At 67.7% G+C, this 19,301-nt stretch carries 16 protein-coding genes and 1 pseudogene; 5 read left to right on the forward strand and 12 right to left on the reverse strand.

Annotation, left to right across the window (positions count from 1 at the left end):
• Positions 1-5: 5 nt before the first annotated feature.
• Both FFS62_RS07645 and FFS62_RS07650 read right to left on the reverse strand, forming a co-directional pair.
• Positions 6-845 (reverse strand): STAS domain-containing protein, encoded by an 840-nt coding sequence (locus tag FFS62_RS07645; RefSeq protein WP_137972166.1) that lies wholly within the window; start codon positions 843-845, stop codon positions 6-8.
• A gap of 231 nt (positions 846-1,076) precedes the next feature.
• Positions 1,077-3,224 carry an ATP-binding protein gene (locus tag FFS62_RS07650; protein WP_137972167.1) on the reverse strand — a complete coding sequence of 716 codons (2,148 nt, stop codon included), beginning with the start codon at positions 3,222-3,224 and terminating at the stop codon, positions 1,077-1,079.
• A gap of 275 nt (positions 3,225-3,499) precedes the next feature.
• Here FFS62_RS07650 and FFS62_RS07655 point away from each other — a divergent pair, with 275 nt between their 5' ends.
• From FFS62_RS07655 to FFS62_RS07665, 3 genes are all read left to right on the forward strand, one after another.
• Positions 3,500-3,730 (forward strand): hypothetical protein, encoded by a 231-nt coding sequence (locus FFS62_RS07655; RefSeq protein WP_137972168.1) that lies wholly within the window; start codon positions 3,500-3,502, stop codon positions 3,728-3,730.
• A 165-nt stretch (positions 3,731-3,895) separates the two neighbouring features.
• A complete protein-coding gene (locus tag FFS62_RS07660; RefSeq protein WP_137972169.1) occupies positions 3,896-4,678 on the forward strand; it encodes an exodeoxyribonuclease III in 783 nt (260 codons plus the stop codon).
• 99 nt (positions 4,679-4,777) lie between these two features.
• Entirely contained in the window at positions 4,778-5,359 is a 582-nt protein-coding gene (locus tag FFS62_RS07665) for a sugar O-acetyltransferase (RefSeq protein WP_137972170.1), read from the forward strand.
• Between the two features lie 45 nt (positions 5,360-5,404).
• Here the strand turns inward: FFS62_RS07665 and FFS62_RS07670 are convergent, their stop codons facing one another.
• The 4 genes and pseudogenes from FFS62_RS07670 to rlmE form a co-directional block, all read right to left on the reverse strand.
• The gene (locus FFS62_RS07670) at positions 5,405-7,111 is read right to left on the reverse strand and encodes an amidase (protein ID WP_137972171.1); all 1,707 of its coding nucleotides are present in this window, start codon (positions 7,109-7,111) and stop codon (positions 5,405-5,407) included.
• Between the two features lie 260 nt (positions 7,112-7,371).
• Positions 7,372-8,136: a methyl-accepting chemotaxis protein gene (locus tag FFS62_RS23630; protein WP_371920110.1), complete on the reverse strand. Its 765-nt coding sequence runs from the start codon at positions 8,134-8,136 to the stop codon at positions 7,372-7,374.
• A 93-nt stretch (positions 8,137-8,229) separates the two neighbouring features.
• Positions 8,230-9,264: pseudogene (locus FFS62_RS23635) on the reverse strand (cache domain-containing protein); the annotation flags it as partial.
• A gap of 409 nt (positions 9,265-9,673) precedes the next feature.
• On the reverse strand, positions 9,674-10,294 hold the full coding sequence (gene rlmE, locus FFS62_RS07680) for a 23S rRNA (uridine(2552)-2'-O)-methyltransferase RlmE (protein WP_137972173.1): 621 nt from the start codon (positions 10,292-10,294) through the stop codon (positions 9,674-9,676).
• 222 nt (positions 10,295-10,516) lie between these two features.
• Between rlmE and FFS62_RS07685 the strand changes: the two genes are divergently transcribed.
• Entirely contained in the window at positions 10,517-12,136 is a 1,620-nt protein-coding gene (locus FFS62_RS07685) for an NAD(P)/FAD-dependent oxidoreductase (protein ID WP_137972174.1), read from the forward strand.
• Positions 12,136-12,858 carry an RNA methyltransferase gene (locus tag FFS62_RS07690; RefSeq protein ID WP_137972175.1) on the forward strand — a complete coding sequence of 241 codons (723 nt, stop codon included), beginning with the start codon at positions 12,136-12,138 and terminating at the stop codon, positions 12,856-12,858. Before FFS62_RS07685 ends, FFS62_RS07690 begins: the two co-directional genes overlap by 1 nt.
• A gap of 4 nt (positions 12,859-12,862) precedes the next feature.
• On the opposite strand, the gene FFS62_RS07695 is transcribed toward FFS62_RS07690, so the two are convergent.
• Genes FFS62_RS07695 through FFS62_RS07720 form a run of 6 tightly spaced genes read right to left on the reverse strand, consistent with a single transcriptional unit; the run spans position 12,863 to position 19,227 of the window.
• Positions 12,863-13,516 carry a methionine ABC transporter permease gene (locus FFS62_RS07695; RefSeq protein ID WP_171016277.1) on the reverse strand — a complete coding sequence of 218 codons (654 nt, stop codon included), beginning with the start codon at positions 13,514-13,516 and terminating at the stop codon, positions 12,863-12,865.
• The gene (locus FFS62_RS07700) at positions 13,500-14,573 is read right to left on the reverse strand and encodes a methionine ABC transporter ATP-binding protein (RefSeq protein ID WP_137972176.1); all 1,074 of its coding nucleotides are present in this window, start codon (positions 14,571-14,573) and stop codon (positions 13,500-13,502) included. The genes FFS62_RS07695 and FFS62_RS07700 overlap by 17 nt, the downstream gene beginning before the upstream one ends.
• A 1-nt stretch (position 14,574) precedes the next feature.
• The gene (locus FFS62_RS07705) at positions 14,575-15,381 is read right to left on the reverse strand and encodes a MetQ/NlpA family ABC transporter substrate-binding protein (RefSeq protein WP_137972177.1); all 807 of its coding nucleotides are present in this window, start codon (positions 15,379-15,381) and stop codon (positions 14,575-14,577) included.
• On the reverse strand, positions 15,374-16,756 hold the full coding sequence (locus FFS62_RS07710; RefSeq protein WP_171016278.1) for an LLM class flavin-dependent oxidoreductase: 1,383 nt from the start codon (positions 16,754-16,756) through the stop codon (positions 15,374-15,376). Before FFS62_RS07710 ends, FFS62_RS07705 begins: the two co-directional genes overlap by 8 nt.
• The gene (locus tag FFS62_RS07715) at positions 16,756-17,955 is read right to left on the reverse strand and encodes an SfnB family sulfur acquisition oxidoreductase (protein ID WP_137972178.1); all 1,200 of its coding nucleotides are present in this window, start codon (positions 17,953-17,955) and stop codon (positions 16,756-16,758) included. Before FFS62_RS07715 ends, FFS62_RS07710 begins: the two co-directional genes overlap by 1 nt.
• Before the next feature lie 3 nt (positions 17,956-17,958).
• Complete coding sequence (locus FFS62_RS07720; protein WP_137972179.1) at positions 17,959-19,227, reverse strand: SfnB family sulfur acquisition oxidoreductase; 1,269 nt, start codon at positions 19,225-19,227, stop codon at positions 17,959-17,961.
• Positions 19,228-19,301 lie beyond the last annotated feature (74 nt).

The raw sequence follows: 19,301 nt of genomic DNA on the forward strand, positions 1-19,301 counted from the left end.
CGTCCTTAGCGTGCCTTGCCGCTGACCAGACGAACGTCCAGCTCTTTGAGCGCCAGCTTGAAGGCGTCGGACAGGGAAGCCTTGGTCACCACATCGCCCAGCTCGACGCCCAGGTGCACGATGGTCGCGGCGATCTGCGGGCGGATGCCGCTGATAATGCAGCGGGCGCCCATCAGCTTGGCCGCGGTGATGGTCTTGAGCAGGTGCTGGGCGACCATGGTGTCCACGGTCGGCACCCCGGTGATATCGATGATGGCGATGTCCGACTCGGTCTCGACGATCTTCTGCAGCAGCGATTCCATGACGATCTGCGTGCGGTTGCTGTCCAGCGCGCCGATCAGCGGCACCGCCAGCACGCCATCCCACAGCTGGACCACCGGGGTGGAGAGCTCCAGTAGGCTTTCCTGCTGCTCGCGGATCACCGTCTCGCGGCTGGCCATGTAGTACTCCAGGCTGAACAGGCCGAGCTTGTCGATCAGCTTGTTGATCAGCCAGACCAGGTCGATGGCATTGTTGCCCTGGCTTTGGATCAGGTCGAACAGCGGCTCCTTGAGGGAGAATACGAAGGTGGCCGTCTCGGAAGGGCTGAAGCCCTGGCGCGCCTGGGTCACCGAGAGTCGTTCGAGTTGCGCGATGAGCGGCTTCCAGGCCGGCGCCTCGATATCGTCCGAGCCCTGGGCCAGGGCGATGGTCACGGCCTTGAGCAGCTCGCGGGAGCTTTCCTGGACGGCGCGCTCGTCGATCAGGTCGATGCGGATGCCGGCGGCGCGCTGGGCGGCCATCCATTTGTCCAGAAGCTGTTCTTCGTTCTGTTTGAGTAGCTCGGCAAGCTGAGAAACGGACATCGCGGATTTCCTTTCGCGGGGAATAACAGTGCCGCCAACGCTGGCACTCGTGAAGCCACATCGAGTGACGGCAAGCGCAACGGCGGCAGGGGATTTTTTAAACGGACCGGCGGTGGAAAAGGGAGTTCAACTTTTTCTCGGCAGGTTGATTGGCCGCCATGGTGGCTTCGAGCGCCTGCATGCGGGGCGCCGGGCCGGGCTGTGGCTCTGTCAGCGGGACGCGGGATGCCCTCAGCTCGCGGCGCTCAGCATCTGGACCAGGCGTGCAGCCAGTTCGCTGCGGCGGAAGGGCTTCGCCAGGACCTCGAAGCCGCGCATCTGTGCGGGAGTGAGGTTGGCGTAGCCGGAGATGATCAGCACCGGCAGGCTGGGAATGCGCTGGCGTAGCTCGCGGGCGAGCTGGGCGCCGGTCTTGTCCTGCATGATGTGGTCGGTGACCAGCACGTCCGGCGCCAGGCCCTCGTCGATCAGGCGCAGCGCGGTGGCCGCCGAGGCGGCTCCGGTCACCTGGTAGCCCAGGTCCTGCAGCTGCATGGTGACGGTCTGGCGGACCATTTCCTCGTCGTCGACCAGCAGCACCCGGGTCGGCCGCGGTGCCTGCGGTGCGTCGGCGGATTCGTCGCCCTCGCTCGCGGCCTGAGTCTCGGTGATCGGCAGCCACATGCTGACGCGCGTGCCCACCCCCACTTCCGATTCGATACCTAGGCCACCGCCGGATTGCGCCGCCAGCCCCTGCACCATGGACAGGCCGAGGCCGGTGCCCTTGCCGATGCCCTTGGTGGAGAAGAACGGGTCCACGCAGCGCTTGAGCGTTTCGGCGCTCATGCCGCTGCCGTTGTCGCTGATCGTCAGCCGTGCGTAGCGTCCGGCGCTCAGGCCTCTCACGGCGGCGCTGGGCACGTCGTCCAGCGTCGCACTGATTTCCAGGCGGCCGCCATCATCCATGGCGTCGCGGGCGTTGACCGCCAGATTGAGGATGGCCAGTTCGAGCTGGTGCGGGTCGACTATCACCGCCGGCAGCTGACTGGGAATGTCGATCGCCACTTCGATCATCGGGCCCAGCGAACGGACGATCAGGTCGCGCATGTCACTGACCAGCGCGTCCAGCGCTACCGCCCGTGGCTTGAGGGTCTGCCGGCGGGCGAAGGTCAGCAGGCGGCCGACCAGGGTGCGCGCGCGGTCCGAAGCCTGCAGGGCGCAGTCGACCAGCTCCCGCGAACGCTGGTCGTCCAGGCGCCGGCGCACCAGGTCCAGGGTGCCCATGATCGGCGTCAGCAGGTTGTTGAAGTCATGCGCGATACCGCCGGTGAGCTGGCCGATGGTCTCCATCTTGCGCATCTCGTGGTGCTCCGCCACGGTGGCCTCGCGCTCGGCCACCATCAGGGCGACGCGCTCCTCCAGGCTCTCGTTGAGTTCGCGCAGCTTCACCTCGGCACGGGCCCGCTCGATGTGCGCCCAGCAGCGCTGGGTTACTTCTCCGACCAGGGTGCGTTCATACACGGACCAGGTGCGTGGCTTCTTGTCGTGAACCGCCATCAGGGCGATCAGGCGGCCGTCCTTGATCAGCGGCATGCAGACGGCGGCGGAGATGTGCGAGGCGCGGAACGCGGCGGCCTCGCTCGGCGGCAGCTGCCGCAGATCGTTGATCACCAGCGGTTGGCCGGCGCGCAGATTACGCACGGCGAGTTCGCCGTAATCGGCCAGGCTGTAACGTCCCTGCAGGCTTGGCATCCCGGATTTGACCCAGTCGCCACGCACGGTCAGGCCATTCTCGTCCGCGTCCATCTCGGCATAGGCACAGCCGGACAGCCGCAGGTGTTCGCCGAGCATGCGCGTGGTGGCGGCCATGATCATGTCGGGGCTGGTGGCGTCGGCCACCTCGGCCGCCAGTGCGGCGAGAAAGCCGAGTCGCTGGTTGGCGACCACCGTGGCGGTGGTCTCCGTGACCGTATCGAGGATGGCGACGACGCGGCCGGTGTGGTCGCGTATCGGGCTGTAGCAGAAGGTGAAGTAGGCCTGCTCCGGTTCACCGCTGCGCTCGATGAACAGGGGGAAGTCCTCGACATAGGTGGCCTGGCCTGCCCAGGCGCGTTCGGCAATCGGGCTGACGTCGCCCCAGACCTCCTTCCATACCTCGCTGAACGGCCGCCCGAGGGCAGCGGGCTTGCTGCCGAGTATCGGGGTGAAGGCGTCGTTATGCAGCGTGACCAGGTCGCGGCCCCACATGATGACTTGGGGAAAGCGCGAGTCCAGGCACAGGGCGAGGGTGGTCTTGAGCACGTCGGGCCAGGTGCCGATGGGGCCCAGCGCGGTCGCGGACCAGTCATAGTCGCGAATACGCTCCGCCATCTCGCCGTCAGCCTTGAGCCAGTCCGTCATGTGTCGTTTTCCTATCGGACGCGGTAGATGGTTGCGCCAATGCGGCCAACCGAAGTGCGCTGTGCAAGAGCAGATAGGCGCTGTGCTTGGCTGCATGCGTCCTTATCCTTGAGCGGTAGAACAGGGCGCTGGCAGAAAAGTTCGGCCTATAACTCCCGGCCTTGACGGGCTGTCGACGAGTCGACGTTTACCGCGCAGCGGATAGCTTGAACTGGGGTAGAACCGGCCACCTCGAACCCAGTGAGGCCCATCCGGGGCCTCTCGCGAGGTGAAACATGCAAACGACCAACCCAGGTAACCAGCCCGAAACCGAAGAGCCGATCGAGCCCGGCATAGTCCCCGACGACACCGACACCGACACCGACACCGACACGGGTACGGACACGGACACGGATACACCGGTGCAGGACGACGAACGCCCGGAGGACTGGAAAGACCCCAACGAGCCGGACTCCCCCAGCACGGAGCAACCGGACCAAGGCACGGCCCAGCCAGTGAATGTCTGACCCGCCTTAACCACCAGACCCGGCGTGCAGCCGGGTTTCTGTTGGCGGGCCGGCTCGCTGTGCTGAACTCATGCGGCCGCATCAGCATCTATGGGGCATGTCCTCCCGCTCTGGCGAGCGGAGGGAAGCATTGACAACATCCATCTGTTATCGCCCGAGGCACGCTTGGCCACGCTGCGTATCGCCACCTTCAACGTCAACGGCATCCAGTCACGCCTGGCGGCCTTGCTCGCCTGGCTCGATCGCGAAGCCCCGGACATCGTGTGCCTGCAGGAGCTCAAGGCGGCCGATCACAAGTTTCCCGCCGATGCCCTGCGTGACGCCGGCTACGGGGTGCTCTGGCGCGGCCAGCCGGCCTGGAACGGCGTGGCGATCCTGGCCAGGGGCATGCAGCCGCTGGAGATCCGCCGCGAGCTGCCCGGCGACGCGGCCGACACCCAGAGCCGCTATCTGGAGGCGGCGGCCCATGGCGTGATCGTCGGCTGCCTGTATCTGCCCAACGGCAACCCGCAGCCGGGCCCGAAGTTCGACTACAAGCTGGCCTGGTTCGAGCGCCTGATCGCCCATGCCAAATCCCTCGCCAGCAGCGGCCATCCGGTGGTGCTGGCCGGCGACTACAACGTGGTGCCGACCGATCTGGACATCTACAACCCGCGCTCCTGGCAGAAGGACGCGCTGCTGCAACCGGAGAGTCGTGCCTGCTACCAGCGCCTGCTGCAACAGGGCTGGACCGATGCGCTGCGCGCGCGCTTTCCCGAGGAGCGGCTCTATACCTTCTGGGACTATTTCCGCCAGCACTGGCAGCGCAATTCGGGGCTGCGCATCGACCACCTGCTGCTCAGCGAGACGCTGGCCAAGGGCTTGCAGGACGCCGGCGTGGACCGCTGGGTGCGCGGTGAGCCCCATGCCAGCGACCACGCTCCCGCCTGGGTGACGGTGGATGTCTAGCCGGCGAGACGTTGCGCCTGCCGAGCGGGGTGCGGCTGTTCTTGCAGCGACATGCGCGCGGCCAGCCCTATCACACAGGCGCAAGCCGAGAGGTCAGCGATGACACAGCGCTCGCAGAAACAACTGATGCTGGCCGGGGAGCTGTATGTGGCGTGCGGCCCCGAACTGGCCGCGGATGCGCAGCGCGCGGCGGACTGGATGGCGCGTTACAACGCCGCCAGCGCGGCCTCGCTGGAAGAGCGTCGCGCGCTGCTGGCCGAGATAATGGGAGCGGTGGGCGAGGGGGTGAACATACGGCCGCCGTTCCATTGCGACTATGGCTACAACATCCATCTGGGCCCTGGGGTGTTCATGAACTTCGGCTGCGTCGTGCTGGATGTCTGCCGGGTTAGCATCGGCGCCGGCACGCAGATTGGCCCGGGCGTGCAGCTGCTGAGCGCAGACCACCCGCGCGAACCCGAGCTGCGCGCCCAGCTGCTGGAGTTCGGCAGGCCGGTGAGCATCGGTGCGAATGTCTGGATAGGTGCGGGTGCGCTGATCCTGCCAGGCGTGACAGTCGGTGATGACGCCCTGATCGGTGCGGGCAGCGTGGTGACTCGGGATGTACCTGCCGGAGCGACCGTGGTCGGCAACCCCGCCCGCGTCATACGGACCCGCGGGCCGTCTGCTGTGGGCGGCTGAAGCCGAGCGGGATCGGCGCCATTGCGGCGCCGATCCGCTACTCCATCAGTTGCCCAGCGGAGGGGTGCGCGGCGGCACCAGGCGCTTCGAGCCGGTCGACTCGAAGGCCGCGGCGAAGCGCAGCAGCGCCGAGTCGTCGTAGGCGCGGCCGGCGAAGGTCAGGCCCACCGGCATGCCGATGTCGGCCATCACGCCCATCGGCACGGTGACCGTGGGTACGCCCAGGTGGCGAATGGCGAGGTTGCCGTTGGCGACCCAGATGCCGTTGCTCCAGGCGATGTCCGCCGAGGCCGGATTCACGTCGGCATCCGCCGGGCCCACGTCGGCCACGGTGGGGAACAGCACGGCGTCGAGCTTGAGCTCGTCCATCCAGTCTTCCAGGTCGATCTTGCGCGTCTGCTCCAGGCCACGCAGGCCGTCGGGCAGCGTCTCGATCTGGTCCCAGGTCTTGAGGCCGCGCTTGGCCATGTTGGCGTACTCGTCCATGCCGGCGGCCAGGTCGTCCTCGCGATTGGGCAGGGTGCCCGGGTCGTGCGGGAAGATCTGCGGGCCGTCGACGTCCGCCAGCCTGTTCAGCTTGGGATCGCCGTTGGCGCGCAGGAAGTCGTCGAAGGCCCAGCCCGACAGCTCCCACAGCTCGTCATGCAGGAACTCCTTGCTCACCAGGCCGCGGTTGTACACGGTCGGCGCGCCCGGGCGATCGCCCTCGCAGTTGGACACCAGCGGGAAGTCCACTTCGATGACTTCGGCGCCGGCGGCTTCCAGGGCCTTGCACGCCGCTTCCCACAGTGCGATCACTGAGGCACGGGTATGGATGCGCTGGCCGGTCGGGCCGCCGATGCCGGGTTTCTCGCTGGTGCCGGCCAGCTCGTCCTTGTTGATGAACATGCGCGGCACGCCCAGGCGCTTGCCCTTGAGCGCGGCGGCGCCGGCGGCCAGCTCCAGGTAGGACGCCGGACGTACCTCGGAGGCCTTGGGGATCGGCACCCAGGGCTGCAGGCGCCACAGGTCGCCGCGGGTCTCGGCGTCATCGGCCACCACCACGTCGAGCACTTCGAGCAGATCGGCCATGGTCCGTGCGTAGGGCACCACTACGTCCATGGTCGGCGTCAGCGGCCAGTTGCCGCGCACCGAGATCACCCCGCGCGACGGCGTGTAGGCGCACAGGCCGTTGTTGGAGGCCGGACCACGGCCGCTGGACCAGGTTTCCTCGGCCAGGCCGAAGGCGGAGTAGCTGGCGGCGGTGGCGGTGCCAGCACCATTGGACGAACCGGAGGCGAAGGGCGCGGTGAGATAGGCGGCGTTGTACGGGCTCTCCGCCCGGCCATACACGCCGCGCTGCATGCCGCCGTTGGCCATGGGCGGCATATTGGTCTTGCCCAGGCAGATGGCGCCGGCGGCGCGCAGGCGCTCGACGGTGAAGGCGTCGCGATAGGCGAGCAGATCCTTGAAGGCGGGGCTCCCGGAGGCGGCGGTCAGGCCCTTGACCAGGTAGCTGTCCTTGGCCGTGTAGGGAATGCCATCCAGCGGGCCGAGCGTCTCGCCGCGGGCGCGGCGGGCGTCGGAAGCCTCGGCCTCCTGCAGCGCATCGGGGTTGCGCACGACCACGGCGTTGAGCCGGGTCGCGGTCTCGGGGCCGTCGTAGGCGTCGATGCGGGCCAGGTAGGCCTTGACCAGGTTGACCGCCGTGGTGCGACCGGACTCGAGCGCCGCACGCAACTCGGCAATGGAAACCTCAGTTACCTCAATCATCTTGTTATCACCGCTGGCTACTGATGGGTGGCGCAGGGAACCTGCTGCACGCTGAACTCTGGGTTCAGGGTGTCAATTATGTCAAACAGTTGATCTGATATGTCAAACGCTTGCTCATGGCGGCAGACATTTCGCTACGTCGAAGCATAGGAAGGCAGCGGCGGCAGCGGAAATACCGAGGGCGATCGGTGACCGCCGGTGCTGGTTTCGCGCGGTTCAGCAACGCGACCCGGTGGGCGGCAAGCCCACCGGGCCCGTACTCAGATGCGGAAACTGCCGACCAGCTGCTGTAGGCGGGCGGCCTGGCGCTCCAGGTCGCCGCAGGCGCGCAGGGTGGCCTGCAGGTTCTCCACGCCTTCCTGGTTGAGGGTGTTGATCTCGTTGACGTCCATGTTCAGCGCCTCGACCACGGCGGTCTGCTCCTCGGTGGCGGTGGCCACCGACTGGTTCATGCCATCGATCTCGCCGATGCGCTGGGTCACGCTGCCCAGGCGCTCGCCGGCCTGGTTGGCGATCTCCACGCTCTGCGCGCTGTAGTGCTGGCTCTCGGTCATGGTGGTGACCGAGTCGCGGGCGCCGACCTGCAGCTCCTCGATCATCTTGTGGATTTCCTGGGCCGACTCCTGGGTGCGGTGGGCCAGGCTGCGCACCTCGTCCGCCACCACCGCGAAGCCGCGCCCGGCCTCGCCGGCACGTGCCGCCTCGATGGCCGCGTTGAGGGCGAGGAGGTTGGTCTGCGCGGAGATGCTCTTGATCACCTCGAGGATCTGGCCGATGTCTACGGTCTTGCTGTTCAGCACCTCGATGTTGGCGCTGGAGGCGCTGATCTTCTCCGACAGCTCGTTCATCGCCACGATGGTCTTCTGCAGCACCTGGCTGCCGTCCTCGGCCAGATGACGGGCATCCGAGGCCTGGTTGGAGGCATCGGCGGCGTTGCGTGCGATCTCCTGGGCGGCGGCGCCCAGCTCGTTGATCGCCGCGGCCACGCTGTTGGTGCGGCTGGCCTGCTCGTCGGAGTTGGCCATGGAAGAGTTGGAGGCGTTGACCACCAGCTTGGCCACTTCGTTGAGCTGGCCGGTGGCCGAGGACACCTCGCGGATCGAGCCATGAATGCGCTCGACGAACTGGTTGAAGGAGGTGGCCAGCTCGCCGAATTCGTCTTGGCTCTGCACGCTCAGGCGCTTGGTCAGGTCGCCGTCGCCCTGGGCGATGTCACGCATGGCCTTGCCCATCAGCAGCAGCGGCTGCATCAGCACGCGGATCAGCATGCCCAGCAGAAATACGGTGGCGATCACCGCGACGATGGTGGCGACCACGGCCGAGGTGCGGAACTCGCCGAGGGCGGCGAAGGCGGCGTCCTGGTCCAGCACCAGGGCCACATACCAGTTGGCCGAGGGCAGGCCTTCCAGCGGGGTGAAGGCGATGAACTGGGTCTTGCCGTCCACCTCGACTTCGCTGACGCCGGCCTGCACGCGCGGGGTGTCCTGCGGGTACAGCTGCTGGATGTCCTTGAGGGTGTAGTTGCTGTCCGGGTGCAGCAGCACCTTGCCCTGGGCGCTGACCAGGAAGGCATGGCCGTGGCCCTGGAACTTCAGCGACTCCAGCAGCTGGGCGATGCTCGCCAGGTCCATGTCGGCACCGGCTACGCCGACCATCTGGCCGTCACGGCGCACCGGGGTGGCGATGGTGATCACCAGCTTCTGCGAGGAGGCGGCGATATAGGGCTCGGTCAGCGCGCTGCCCTGGGCGGCGCTGGCGGCCTTGTACCAGCCGCGCGCGCGCGGGTCGTAGTCGGCCGGACGGTTGCCCACCGGCACCGAGGTCATGGCGCCGTCCGCGCCGCCGAAGTAGGTGAGCTGGAAGCGCTGGTCGTAGACCGGCAGGTTCAGCGCGGCCTGCAGCGGCTGGCCCTGCTCGCCGTTGGCGGAAAGCTGCTGGGCCAGGGACTCGACCAGCTGGATACGGCCGTCCAGCCAGGTCTTGATGTTGCGCGTGGCCAGGCTGCCGACTTCCTGCAGCGAGGCGTGCACATCGGCATTCAGGGTCTGGCGCTGGCGGTAGTCGTTGAACAGCACGAACAGGGTGAAGGCAACAATCGTCACCAGCGAGGCGGCCAGCAGGATCTTCTGGCTGAACTTCAGGTTGGAGGGCATCGCAAGGTATCCATGCAAGGTTTCTGTAGCCGGGTACCGCCACGGGTTGTGCCCGAGGCGGCTGTCGTTCCATGGCTCCTGCCGCCGCTGCCGGCGCTACACGCCAGCCAGACGGGGCCGAGCCTGGACTGTGGCCACCGGGAGTAACGGTGTGCCACTGCCCCTTACCGGCTCTAGTCGTTATGGTCCGGATGGGGAATTTCGCACCCCGGGAGGGCCCCGGAGCTCGGTGAAAATACTGGCATTCTGCTGGCTAACCGCGGGCGGTGGTTAGCCTGGATTGCGGCAAAGACATCTAGCTTTGGGCCGGCATCGCTGGCAAAAGGTCACTGCCATTGAGCGGAGTGGTATGGCCGTCTGGATCGGGTGGAGCCGCTGTTGATCTGCTGTGCAGCGGCGCCAGGCCGCCTTAGCCCTTGAAGCCTTTACCCACCAGGTAGACTTCCCGCGAGCGTGGGCGCGAGGCTTCCGGTTTGCGGATCGCCACCTTCTCGAACGAGCTGCGCACGTCCTTCAGGAAGGCCTCGGAGCCTTCGCCCTGGAACACCTTCACCGCGTAGTTGCCGCCGGGCTTGAGCACCTGGCGCACCATGTCCAGGGTCAGCTCGACCAGGTACATCGACGAGGCCTGGTCTGCCACCGCGACGCCGCTGATGTTCGGTGCGATGTCGGAGATGATCAGGTCGGGCTGGCGGCCGTCGAGCTTGGCGAGGATCTGCTGGAACACGGCATCCTCGGTGAAATCGCCCTGGATGAAGTCGACGTTGTCCAGCGGGTCCATCGGCAGGATGTCGCTGGCGATCACGCGGCCGTTGTCACCGACGATCTTGCCGGCCACCTGGGACCAGCCGCCGGGTGCCGAACCCAGGTCCATGACCAGCATGCCGGGGCGGATCAGCTTGTCCTTCTCGTTCAGCTCGAGCAGCTTGTAGCTGGCCCGCGAGCGATAGCCGTCCTTCTGCGCGCGTTTGACGTAAGGATCGTTGACGTGTTCGTTCAGCCAGCGGCTGCTGCTTTTGGAGCGTTTCATGAGGGGGCCAGGCACGGAAAATCAGGTGGGGTGCGGGCCGTTGCATGGGCAGCGGGCCGCAAAGTGGCGGCAATTATAAGCCGATAGTGCGCCGCAGGTTAAATCCACGGGGCCCGCGCCCCGGCACGCGGCCTGACAGGGCAGGGTGGCCGCGGCTACAATTGGCGCCTTACCCCTCCTTCTTCGCTTCCTTTGCCGGGTCGACCGGCCAGGATTACCGCCATGATTCGCATCAACGAACTGTCCCTGCCCCTCGATCATTCCGCCGATGAACTGCGCCAGGCCATCCTCAAGCGCCTGGGTATCGCCGACGCCGACCTGCTGGACTTCAGCGTATTCAAGCGCAGCTACGATGCGCGCAAGAAGAACAGCGTCATCCTGTTCATCTACATCATCGACGTGGAGGTGCGTGACGAGGCGGCGATCCTGGCGCGCTTCGCCGATGACCAGCACATCCGCGTGGCCCCGGACACCAACTACTATCCGGTCGGCCAGGCGCCGGCCGGCCTGAGCGAGCGCCCGCTGGTGGTGGGCTTCGGTCCCTGCGGCCTGTTCGCCGCGCTGCTGCTGGCGCAGATGGGCTTCAAACCCATCGTGCTGGAACGCGGCAAGGATGTGCGCCGCCGCACCAAGGACACCTGGGCCCTGTGGCGCAAGAAGGTGCTGACTCCGGAGTCCAACGTGCAGTTCGGCGAGGGCGGTGCCGGGCTGTTCTCCGACGGCAAGCTGTACAGCCAGATCAAGGACCCGAAGTTCTACGGGCGCAAGGTGATGCACGAGTTCGTCCGCGCCGGCGCGCCGGAAGAGATCATGTATGTCAGCAAGCCGCACATCGGCACCTTCCGCCTCACCGGCGTGGTGGCGGCCATGCGCGAGGAAATCATCGCCCTGGGCGGCGAGGTGCGCTTCGAGAGCAAGGTCAGCGACCTGGTGATCGACGACGGCCAACTGGAAGGTGTAGTGCTGGCCGATGGCGAGACCATTCGCAGCCGCCACGTGGTGCTGGCGCTGGGCCATAGCTCGCGGGATACCTTCCGCATGCTGCATCGACAGAACGTGTTCATCGAGGCCAAGCCCTTCGCCATCGGCTTCCGCGTCGAGCACCCGCAATCGCTGATCGACCAGGCCCGCCTGGGCAAGTACGCCGGTCACCCGGAGCTGGGCGCCGCCGACTACAAGCTGGTGCACCACGCCAAGAACGGCCGCGCCGTGTACAGCTTCTGCATGTGCCCGGGCGGCACCGTGGTGGCTGCCACCTCCGAGCCGGAGCGCGTGGTCACCAACGGCATGAGCCAGTACTCGCGCAACGAGCGCAACGCCAACTCCGGCATCGTCGTCGGCATCAACCCGGAGCAGGACTTCCCCGGCGGCCCGCTGGCCGGCGTGGAGTTCCAGGAGCGCCTGGAGTCGCGTGCCTACGAGCTGGGCGGGCGTGACTACTGCGCACCGGCCCAATTGGTGGGCGACTTTATTCGCGGCACGCCGTCGAGCGAGTTCGGCGAGGTCGAGCCTTCGTACAAGCCCGGCGTGCGTCTGGGTGACCTGGCGCCGTCGCTGCCGGAATACGCCATCGAGGCGATCCGCGAGGCGCTGCCGGCCTTCGGCAAGCAGATTCGCGGCTTCGACCGCGACGACGCGATCCTCACCGGTATCGAGACCCGCACCTCGTCGCCGGTGCGCATCACCCGCGACAACGAGAGCCTGCAGAGCCTCAACCTCAAGGGCCTGTACCCGGCCGGCGAGGGCGCCGGCTACGCCGGCGGCATCCTCTCGGCGGGCGTGGACGGCATCAAGGTCGCCGAGGCGGTGGCCAAGTCGCTGCTGGCCGGGCAGGGCGCTTGATGAAGCTCGACGACGTCAAGAAACTGCAGCAGAAGAAGTATCGCGCCGAGTTCGGCCACTTTCTGGTTGAGGGTGAGCACCTGGTGCTGGAGCTGCAGAAGGCGGCCGTGCACAACCCGCTGCTGCAGCGCAGCCAGTTGTATGTGACCGCCGCCCACGAGCACTGGCAGAGCCCGTTCAAGACCCATGTGATCGGCGAACGGCAGATGGCGCAGATCTCCGACACCAAGACGCCGCAGGGCATCGTCGCCGTGGTGCCGATGCCGCAGGGCGCCGCGCCGGTGGTTGCCGGCGAGCGTGCCATCTACCTGCACGAGATCCAGGACCCGGGCAACCTCGGCACCATCCTGCGCACCCTGGCCTGGTTCGGCGGCTTCCGCTGCCTGCTCAGCCCTGGCAGCGTCGACCCGTACAACCCCAAGGTGGTGCGTTCGAGCATGGGCGCGATCTTCCATGCCCCGCTGGAGCTGGATGTCGAGCTGGACTCCCTGGCCGAGCGCTTCCCGCGCATCGCCTGCCTGGACATGCAGGGCGACAGCCTGCAGTCCGCCGGCTTCAAGGACTTCGACTGCTACCTGTTCGGCAACGAAGCCCGCGGCGTGCCGCGCGAGCAGCTCAGCGCGCTCGGCGCCCAGCCATTCACCATCGCCGGCTGTGGCGCCATCGAGTCGCTGAACCTGGCCTCCACCGTCAACATGTGCGCCTACGAGCTGAGCCGCTAGCGGCTCAGGTTCGTTTATTCAGCCTGCCGGCCAATCTATCTCCGCCGAGCTGGATCAGGCTGACCATCGCTACCAGCACGACTATCACCGTCAGCATCACCTGGGTGTCGAAGCGCTGGTAGCCATAGCGGTAGGCCAGATCGCCCAGGCCGCCGGCACCGATGGCGCCAGCCATGGCCGAGGAGTTGATCATGGTCACCAGGGTGATGGTGAAGCCGCCGACTATGCCGGGCAGAGCCTCGGGCAGCAGCACGTGCCAGATGATGTGCCGACGCCGGCAGCCCATGGCCTGGGCGGCCTCGATCAAACCCAGATCGACCTCGCGCAGGCTGACTTCGGCGATGCGCGCGAAGAACGGCGTGGCGGCGATGGTCAGCGGGACCACGGCGGCCCATACGCCGTAGGTGGTGCCGACCACCAGGCGGGTGAAGGGGATCAGCGCGACCATCAGGATCAGGAATGGCACCGAGCGGAACAGGTTGACGATGGCGCCGAGCAGACGGTTCAGGCGTGGCGCCTCGAACAGGCCGCCGCGGCCGCTGGTGACCAGGAATACCGCCAGCGGGATGCCGACGAGCAGGGCCAGCAGCGATGACACGCCGACCATCAGCAGGGTGTCGAGCAGGCCCTGGCAGAGACGTTCAAGCAGCAGTGGCATAGCCGACTACCTCCGCGTGGTCCGCCAGGCGGCGGGCGTTGTTCAGCAGTTGTTCCGGCTCCAGTGCGGAGCCTGCCACTTCCACCAGCAGGCGGCCGAGCGGGCGGCCCTGGATGCGTTCGATGCCGCCGTCGAGCAGGGTCACCCGGCCGCCGAGGGCGCTGCCGATGCCGAGCAGGTCCGGCGCGGTGCCGTGGCCGGCGTAGTGCAGGCGCAGCACCAGGTTGTCATCCGGGGTCAGGCGGTAGCTGCGCAGGCGCGCCTTGAGGTCGTCCGGCAGCTCGTGCTGCAGCGGCGCCAGCAGGGTGCGGGTGACCTCGTGGCTGGGCGTGCCAAACACGCGCCAGACCGGACCCTGTTCGACGATCTCGCCCTGTTCCAGCACCACCACGCGCTCGCAGATGTCGCGGATCACCGCCATCTCGTGGGTGATCAGCACGATGGTCAGGTTCAGGCGCAGGTTGATCTGCCGCAGCAGGGCGAGGATCGACTGGGTGGTCTCCGGGTCCAGCGCGCTGGTGGCCTCGTCGCACAGCAGGATGTCCGGATCGTGCACCAGCGCGCGGGCGATGCCGACGCGCTGCTTTTGTCCGCCGGAGAGCTGCGCCGGGTAGGCGTCGTGCTTGCCCTCCAGGCCGACCAGCTTGAGCAGCTCGTCGACCTTGCGCCGGCGCTCCTCGCGCGGCACGCCGGCGACCTTGAGTGGGAGCTCGACGTTCTGCCGCACGGTCTTGGCCGAGAGCAAATTGAAGTGCTGGAAGATCATGCCGATGCGCCGACGCAGCGCCACCAGCTGGTCGTAGTCGTGCTGGCCGATGTCCACGCCGTCGATCAGCACGCGGCCGCTGGTGGGCTTTTCCAGGCGGTTGATGGTGCGCAGCAGCGAGGACTTGCCGGCGCCGCTGCGGCCGATGATGCCGAAGATCTCGCCACGGTCGATGGCCAGGTCGATGTCGCGCAGGGCGCGCACACCGGTGACGTAGGTCTTGCCGACACCGACGAAGCGCAGCTGCGCCTCGCCGGTGGCTTGCGGCAGGTGGGCCTGGAAGCCGCTCATCTCAACTCTCCCAACCCGCCTGGTAGAGCTTGCCGTGAGCCTTGTCGAGGGCGGCGCGCACTTTCGGCGAATGCTGGTAGATGTCGATGAATTTGAGCACGCGCGCGTCCTTGGCCTTCTCCGGATGGGCGACGAACTGGATGATGTACTCGGGGTGGTCGAGGCCGTCGAACAGCAGGGCGGACTCGGCGTCCAGGGTGCCGGCCAGACGGATGTAGTGCGGGTAGCCCTGGGCCAGGTCGACCTCGTCCAGCGCGCGCACCAGCTGCACGGCCTCCAGCTCGATGATCTTCAGGTGCTTGGGGTTGTCGGTGATGTCTTCCAGAGTGGCCTTGTAGCCGACGCCGGGCTTGAGCTTGATCAGCCCGGCCTTCTCCAGCAGCTGCAGGCCGCGGCCGCCGTTGACCGGGTCGTTGGCGATGGCCACGGTGGCGGCGTCCGGCAGGCTGGCGAAGTCCTTGTGCTTCTTGGAGTAGAGGCCGACGTTGTTGATCACCCCGCGGGCCACCGGCACCAGGTCGTAGCCGCCTTCCTTCTTGGCGTTCTCCAGGAAGGGGATGTGCTGGAAGTAGTTCACGTCGATGTCGCCGTTGGCCAGGCTGACATTGGGCGCGATCCAATCGGTGAATTCCACCAGCTCCACGTCCAGGCCCTGGGCCTTGGCTTCGGCCACGGCTACTTCCAGCGGCGGGGCGAAGGCGGCGGTGGTGCCGAGCTTGAGCGGTTCGTCCGCCTGGGCCAGGCCGCCGGCCAGCAGCAGGCCGAGGGCGGCGGCGCGCAGGGTGAAGCTACGAATGGTTTTACGCATGGCGAGATTCCTTTTCTTCGGTTTTTAGGTGCGCTTGCCGCCAGTGGGCGGCCGGATGTGGCGCGGTCAGTCGCGGGCCCTGGCCGAACAGCTTGTGGCGCAGGGCGCCGTCGGCGTAGGCGGTCTTGTAGCGGCCGCGTTGCTGCAGCTCGGGGATCACCAGGTCGATGAAATCGACGTAGCTCTCCGGGGTGACGGTGCGGGTGAGGTTGAAGCCGTCCAGGCCGGTCTCGTCGATCCAGGCCAGCAGCTGGTCGGCCACCTGGCTGGGTGAGCCGACCGCCTGCGGATAGCGGCCGCCGAGGGCGTGCTGCTCCAGCAGGCGGCGTTTGGTCCAGCCGCTGAAGCTCTTGACCACCGACTCGATGGCGTTGGTCTTGCGCTCGACGATCGGCTCGTCCAGGCCGAAGCCCGCCAGGTCGATGCCGGTGGAGGCGGAGAAATGCGCGATACCGGCCTCGGGGCTGGCGTGGCGCTGGTACTCGGCCAGCTTGTCCCGGGCCTCGGCCTCGCTCGGCGCGACCACCACGTTGATGCCCATGAACACCTTGATCGCATCCGCCGGGCGGCCGGCAGCCACGGCTGCGGCACGCACCTTGTCGACCTGGGCACGCACCGCTTCCTTGTTCTGCCCGCCGATGAACACGCACTCGGCGTGGCTGCCGGCGAACTGCAGGCCGCGTGCGGAGGAGCCGGCCTGGAACAGCAGCGGCGTGCGCTGCGGCGAGGGTTGGCTGAGGTGGTAGCCCTCGACCTGGTAGAACTCGCCGTGGTGGCGGATCGGATGGACCTTGTGCGGCTGGGCGTAGATGCGCCGGCCGCGGTCGGCGAGTACGGCGTCGTCTTCCCAGCTGCCTTCCCAGAGCTTGTAGAGCACCTCCAGGTACTCGTCGGCCTGGTCGTAGCGGCGGTCGTGTTCCACCTGTTCGCTGTGGCCCATGGCGCGGGCCGCGCTCTCCAGGTAGCCGGTGACGATGTTCCAGCCGACCCGGCCGCCAGTGAGGTGGTCCAGCGTGCTCATGCGCCGGGCGAAGGTGAAGGGCGCCTCGTAGCTCAGGTTGGCGGTGACGCCGAAGCCCAGGTGCGAGGTGACGCCGGCCATGGCAGAGACCAGCAGCAGCGGGTCGTTGACCGGCAGCTGGATGCTCTCGCGCAGAGTCAGGTCGACGCCGCCCTGGTACACGTCGTAGACGCCGAGGATGTCGGCGAGGAACAGACCGTCGAATAGCCCGCGCTCGAGCAGGCGGGCCAGGTCGGTCCAGTAGTCCAGGCGGTTGAAGTCCACCGAGCGGTCGCGCGGGTGGGTCCACAGGCCGTGGTTGATGTGGCCGACGCAGTTCATGTTGAAGGCGTTGAGCAGCAACTGCTTGGCCATCAGATGGTCCCCCGGCGCGGCGGCAGGCGCTCGTTGAGGTAGTAGTCGCCGATGGCGTGGTACTTCCAGCGCACCGGGTCGTGCAGGGTGTGGGTGCGCGCATTGCGCCAGTGGCGGTCGAGGCCGTACTCGGCCAGCGTGGCGCGGCTGCCAGACAGCTCCAGCAGCTTGCTGCCAAGCAGCAGCGAGGTCTCGGTACTGATCGCGCGGGCCTCGGCCACGGCGATGGAAGCGGCGGCCACGCTGGCCTCGTCCGGCGCCAGCTGGGCGCGGTCGACGAACTCGCCGGCGCGCTCCAGCAGCGCCTCGGTGGCGGCCAGGCGCACGCGCAGCTTGCCGATCTCCTGCTGGGTCAGCGGGTCTTCGGCGGCTGTATCTACGCCGGCGTCGATCCATGGCCGCGACTTGTGTCGCACGAACTGCAGCAGGTCCTCGTAGGCGCCGCGGGCGATGCCGGTGTCGATGGCCGCGTGCAGCAGCTGGGCGAAGGGGCCGACCGTGGTCGGCCGCTCGAAGGCGCTCTGGAACGGCACCACGTCGTCGGCGGCCACCGGTACGTTATCGAACAGCACGCTGCCGCTGCCGGTGGTGCGCTGGCCGAAGCCGCTCCAGTCGTCGATCAGCTGCAGGCCCTCGGCTTCGCGCGGAACGAAGGCGAGGAAGCCGACGCCGTGCTCGTCCACCGCCAGGGTAGGAATGCGCTGGGCGAACAGCGCGCCGGTGCAGTAGAACTTGCGCCCGTCGATGCGGTAGCCGTCGTCAGTGCGAGTCAGGCGGGTGTTGCGGTCCAGCGCGGTCTTGGTGCCCAGCTCGGCCAGGGCGTTGCCGAAGCGTTTGCCGGCCAGGGCCTCGGCGTACAGGCGGCGCTGCTGCGCCTCGCTGCCGTTCACCCGCAGCACTTCCAGGGCGTAGAAGTGGTTCTGCGGAATCTGCCCGAGCGAGCCGTCGGCCTGGGCGATGCGGGCGATGACCTTGGCCAGGGTGACGCTGGACAGGCCGGGGCCGCCAAAGGCTTTGGGTACGGTGATGCCCCACAGGCCTGAGCGGCTGAAGACGTCGAGTTCCGCATGCGGCAGGCGGCGCTCGCGGTCGCGCTCGGCGGCACTGGCGGCGAAATCCTGGGCCAGGCGCTCGGCGGTGGCCAGAGCCTGGGCGTCGTCGCGGATCTTCGCCGCGCCGGTGTTCAGAGGTGCGTTCATGGCTCAGATCCAGGAGTGGCGGTTGGGGCGGCTGCCGTTGAGGTGCCAGGCGCCGATGGCGTGGTACTTCCAGCGCACCGGGTCGTGCAGGGTGTGGGTGCGCGCGTTGCGCCAGTGGCGATCGAGGCCGAACTCGGCCAGGGTCGCGCGGCTACCGGCCAGCTCCAGCAGCTTCTCGCTGGCGACCAGCGAGATTTCGGTGGTCAGCGCCTTGGCTTCGGCCACGGCGATGGAGGCGCGGGCGGCGCCGTCGGCATCGATGGGCGCGGCGGCGACTTCGTCGAGCACGCGGCCGGCCTGGTGCAGCAGCGCCTCGGCGGCGTGCAGCTCGACCTGCAGGCGGCCGACATCGGCGATCACGTAAGGATCATCGCCGGCGCGCTCGACCTTGGCGTCGATCCACGGCCGCGTCTTGTCGCGAACGAAGGCGATGGCGTCGCGCAGGGCGGCGTCGGCGATGCCCAGGTCGATGGCGGCCTGGATCAGCTGGGAAAAGGCGCCCTGCAGGCTCGGCTGTTCGGCCAGCGGCCACAGCGGGATCAAATTGTCCGCGTCCACTTCCACCTCGTTGAGCAGCACGGTGCCGCTGGCGGTGGTGCGCTGGCCGAAACCGGACCAGTCGTTGACGATGCGCAGGCCCGGGCGGCCGCGCTGGATAAAGGCCAGCCAGGGCCGGCCGGATTCGTCCAGGGCCTTGCTGGCGATCCAGTGGGCGAACAGGGCGCCGGTGGAATAGAACTTCTCGCCGCTGAACAGCCAGCGGCCGTTGCGCTGCACCAGGCGCGCCTGGATGTCCTGGGTGTGCTTGCTGCCGCGCTCGGGGCCGCCGTTGCCGATGCGCCAGCCGGCCAACACGCTGGCGAACAGGCGGCGCTGTTGCTCCGGGCTGGCGGCGACGCGCAGCAGGCCGAGCAGGCCGAACTGGTTCTGCGGGATCTGCCCCAGGGCCGGGTCGGCGGCGGAAATGATGCGGAATACTTCGGCGATGGTGACGTGGGACAGCTGCGGCCCGCCGAACTCGCGTGGCACGGCGATGCTGCCGAGGCCGCTGGCGGTGAAGCGCTCTACCAGTTCCCAGGGCAGACGGCGTTCGCGGTCGCGGCCGATGGCCTCGGCTTCGGCGGCGCGGGCCAGCTCATGGGCGGCCTGCAGGGCCTCGGCGTCGCTGCCGAGAATGGCGGCGGGGAGCAGGGCGGGGGTGATGTCCTGGTCGGATGAACGCAGAACTTCGCGGGCGGTGGAGCTGTCCTCAAGGGTAATCGGACTGGTCATGCAAACCTCATCTTGTGGATGCGCCAGCAACGGGCACCGGGGATGAGGGCGCAACGGAGCGGCGAGAAAAGTGC

The sequence above is a fragment of the Pseudomonas sp. F(2018) genome, assembly GCF_005508865.1.
Lineage (GTDB): Bacteria > Pseudomonadota > Gammaproteobacteria > Pseudomonadales > Pseudomonadaceae > Aquipseudomonas.

Coding starts and splice junctions, on each gene's coding strand:
- FFS62_RS07645 (WP_137972166.1), bottom strand. CDS start 845: ATGTCCGTTTCTCAGCTTGCCGAGCTACTCAAACAGAACGAAGAACAG.
- FFS62_RS07650 (WP_137972167.1), bottom strand. CDS start 3,224: ATGACGGACTGGCTCAAGGCTGACGGCGAGATGGCGGAGCGTATTCGC.
- FFS62_RS07655 (WP_137972168.1), top strand. CDS start 3,500: ATGCAAACGACCAACCCAGGTAACCAGCCCGAAACCGAAGAGCCGATC.
- FFS62_RS07665 (WP_137972170.1), top strand. CDS start 4,778: ATGACACAGCGCTCGCAGAAACAACTGATGCTGGCCGGGGAGCTGTAT.
- FFS62_RS07670 (WP_137972171.1), bottom strand. CDS start 7,111: ATGATTGAGGTAACTGAGGTTTCCATTGCCGAGTTGCGTGCGGCGCTC.
- FFS62_RS23630 (WP_371920110.1), bottom strand. CDS start 8,136: ATGGCCAACTCCGACGAGCAGGCCAGCCGCACCAACAGCGTGGCCGCG.
- rlmE (WP_137972173.1), bottom strand. CDS start 10,294: ATGAAACGCTCCAAAAGCAGCAGCCGCTGGCTGAACGAACACGTCAAC.
- FFS62_RS07685 (WP_137972174.1), top strand. CDS start 10,517: ATGATTCGCATCAACGAACTGTCCCTGCCCCTCGATCATTCCGCCGAT.
- FFS62_RS07690 (WP_137972175.1), top strand. CDS start 12,136: ATGAAGCTCGACGACGTCAAGAAACTGCAGCAGAAGAAGTATCGCGCC.
- FFS62_RS07695 (WP_171016277.1), bottom strand. CDS start 13,516: ATGCCACTGCTGCTTGAACGTCTCTGCCAGGGCCTGCTCGACACCCTG.
- FFS62_RS07700 (WP_137972176.1), bottom strand. CDS start 14,573: ATGAGCGGCTTCCAGGCCCACCTGCCGCAAGCCACCGGCGAGGCGCAG.
- FFS62_RS07705 (WP_137972177.1), bottom strand. CDS start 15,381: ATGCGTAAAACCATTCGTAGCTTCACCCTGCGCGCCGCCGCCCTCGGC.
- FFS62_RS07710 (WP_171016278.1), bottom strand. CDS start 16,756: ATGGCCAAGCAGTTGCTGCTCAACGCCTTCAACATGAACTGCGTCGGC.
- FFS62_RS07715 (WP_137972178.1), bottom strand. CDS start 17,955: ATGAACGCACCTCTGAACACCGGCGCGGCGAAGATCCGCGACGACGCC.
- FFS62_RS07720 (WP_137972179.1), bottom strand. CDS start 19,227: ATGACCAGTCCGATTACCCTTGAGGACAGCTCCACCGCCCGCGAAGTT.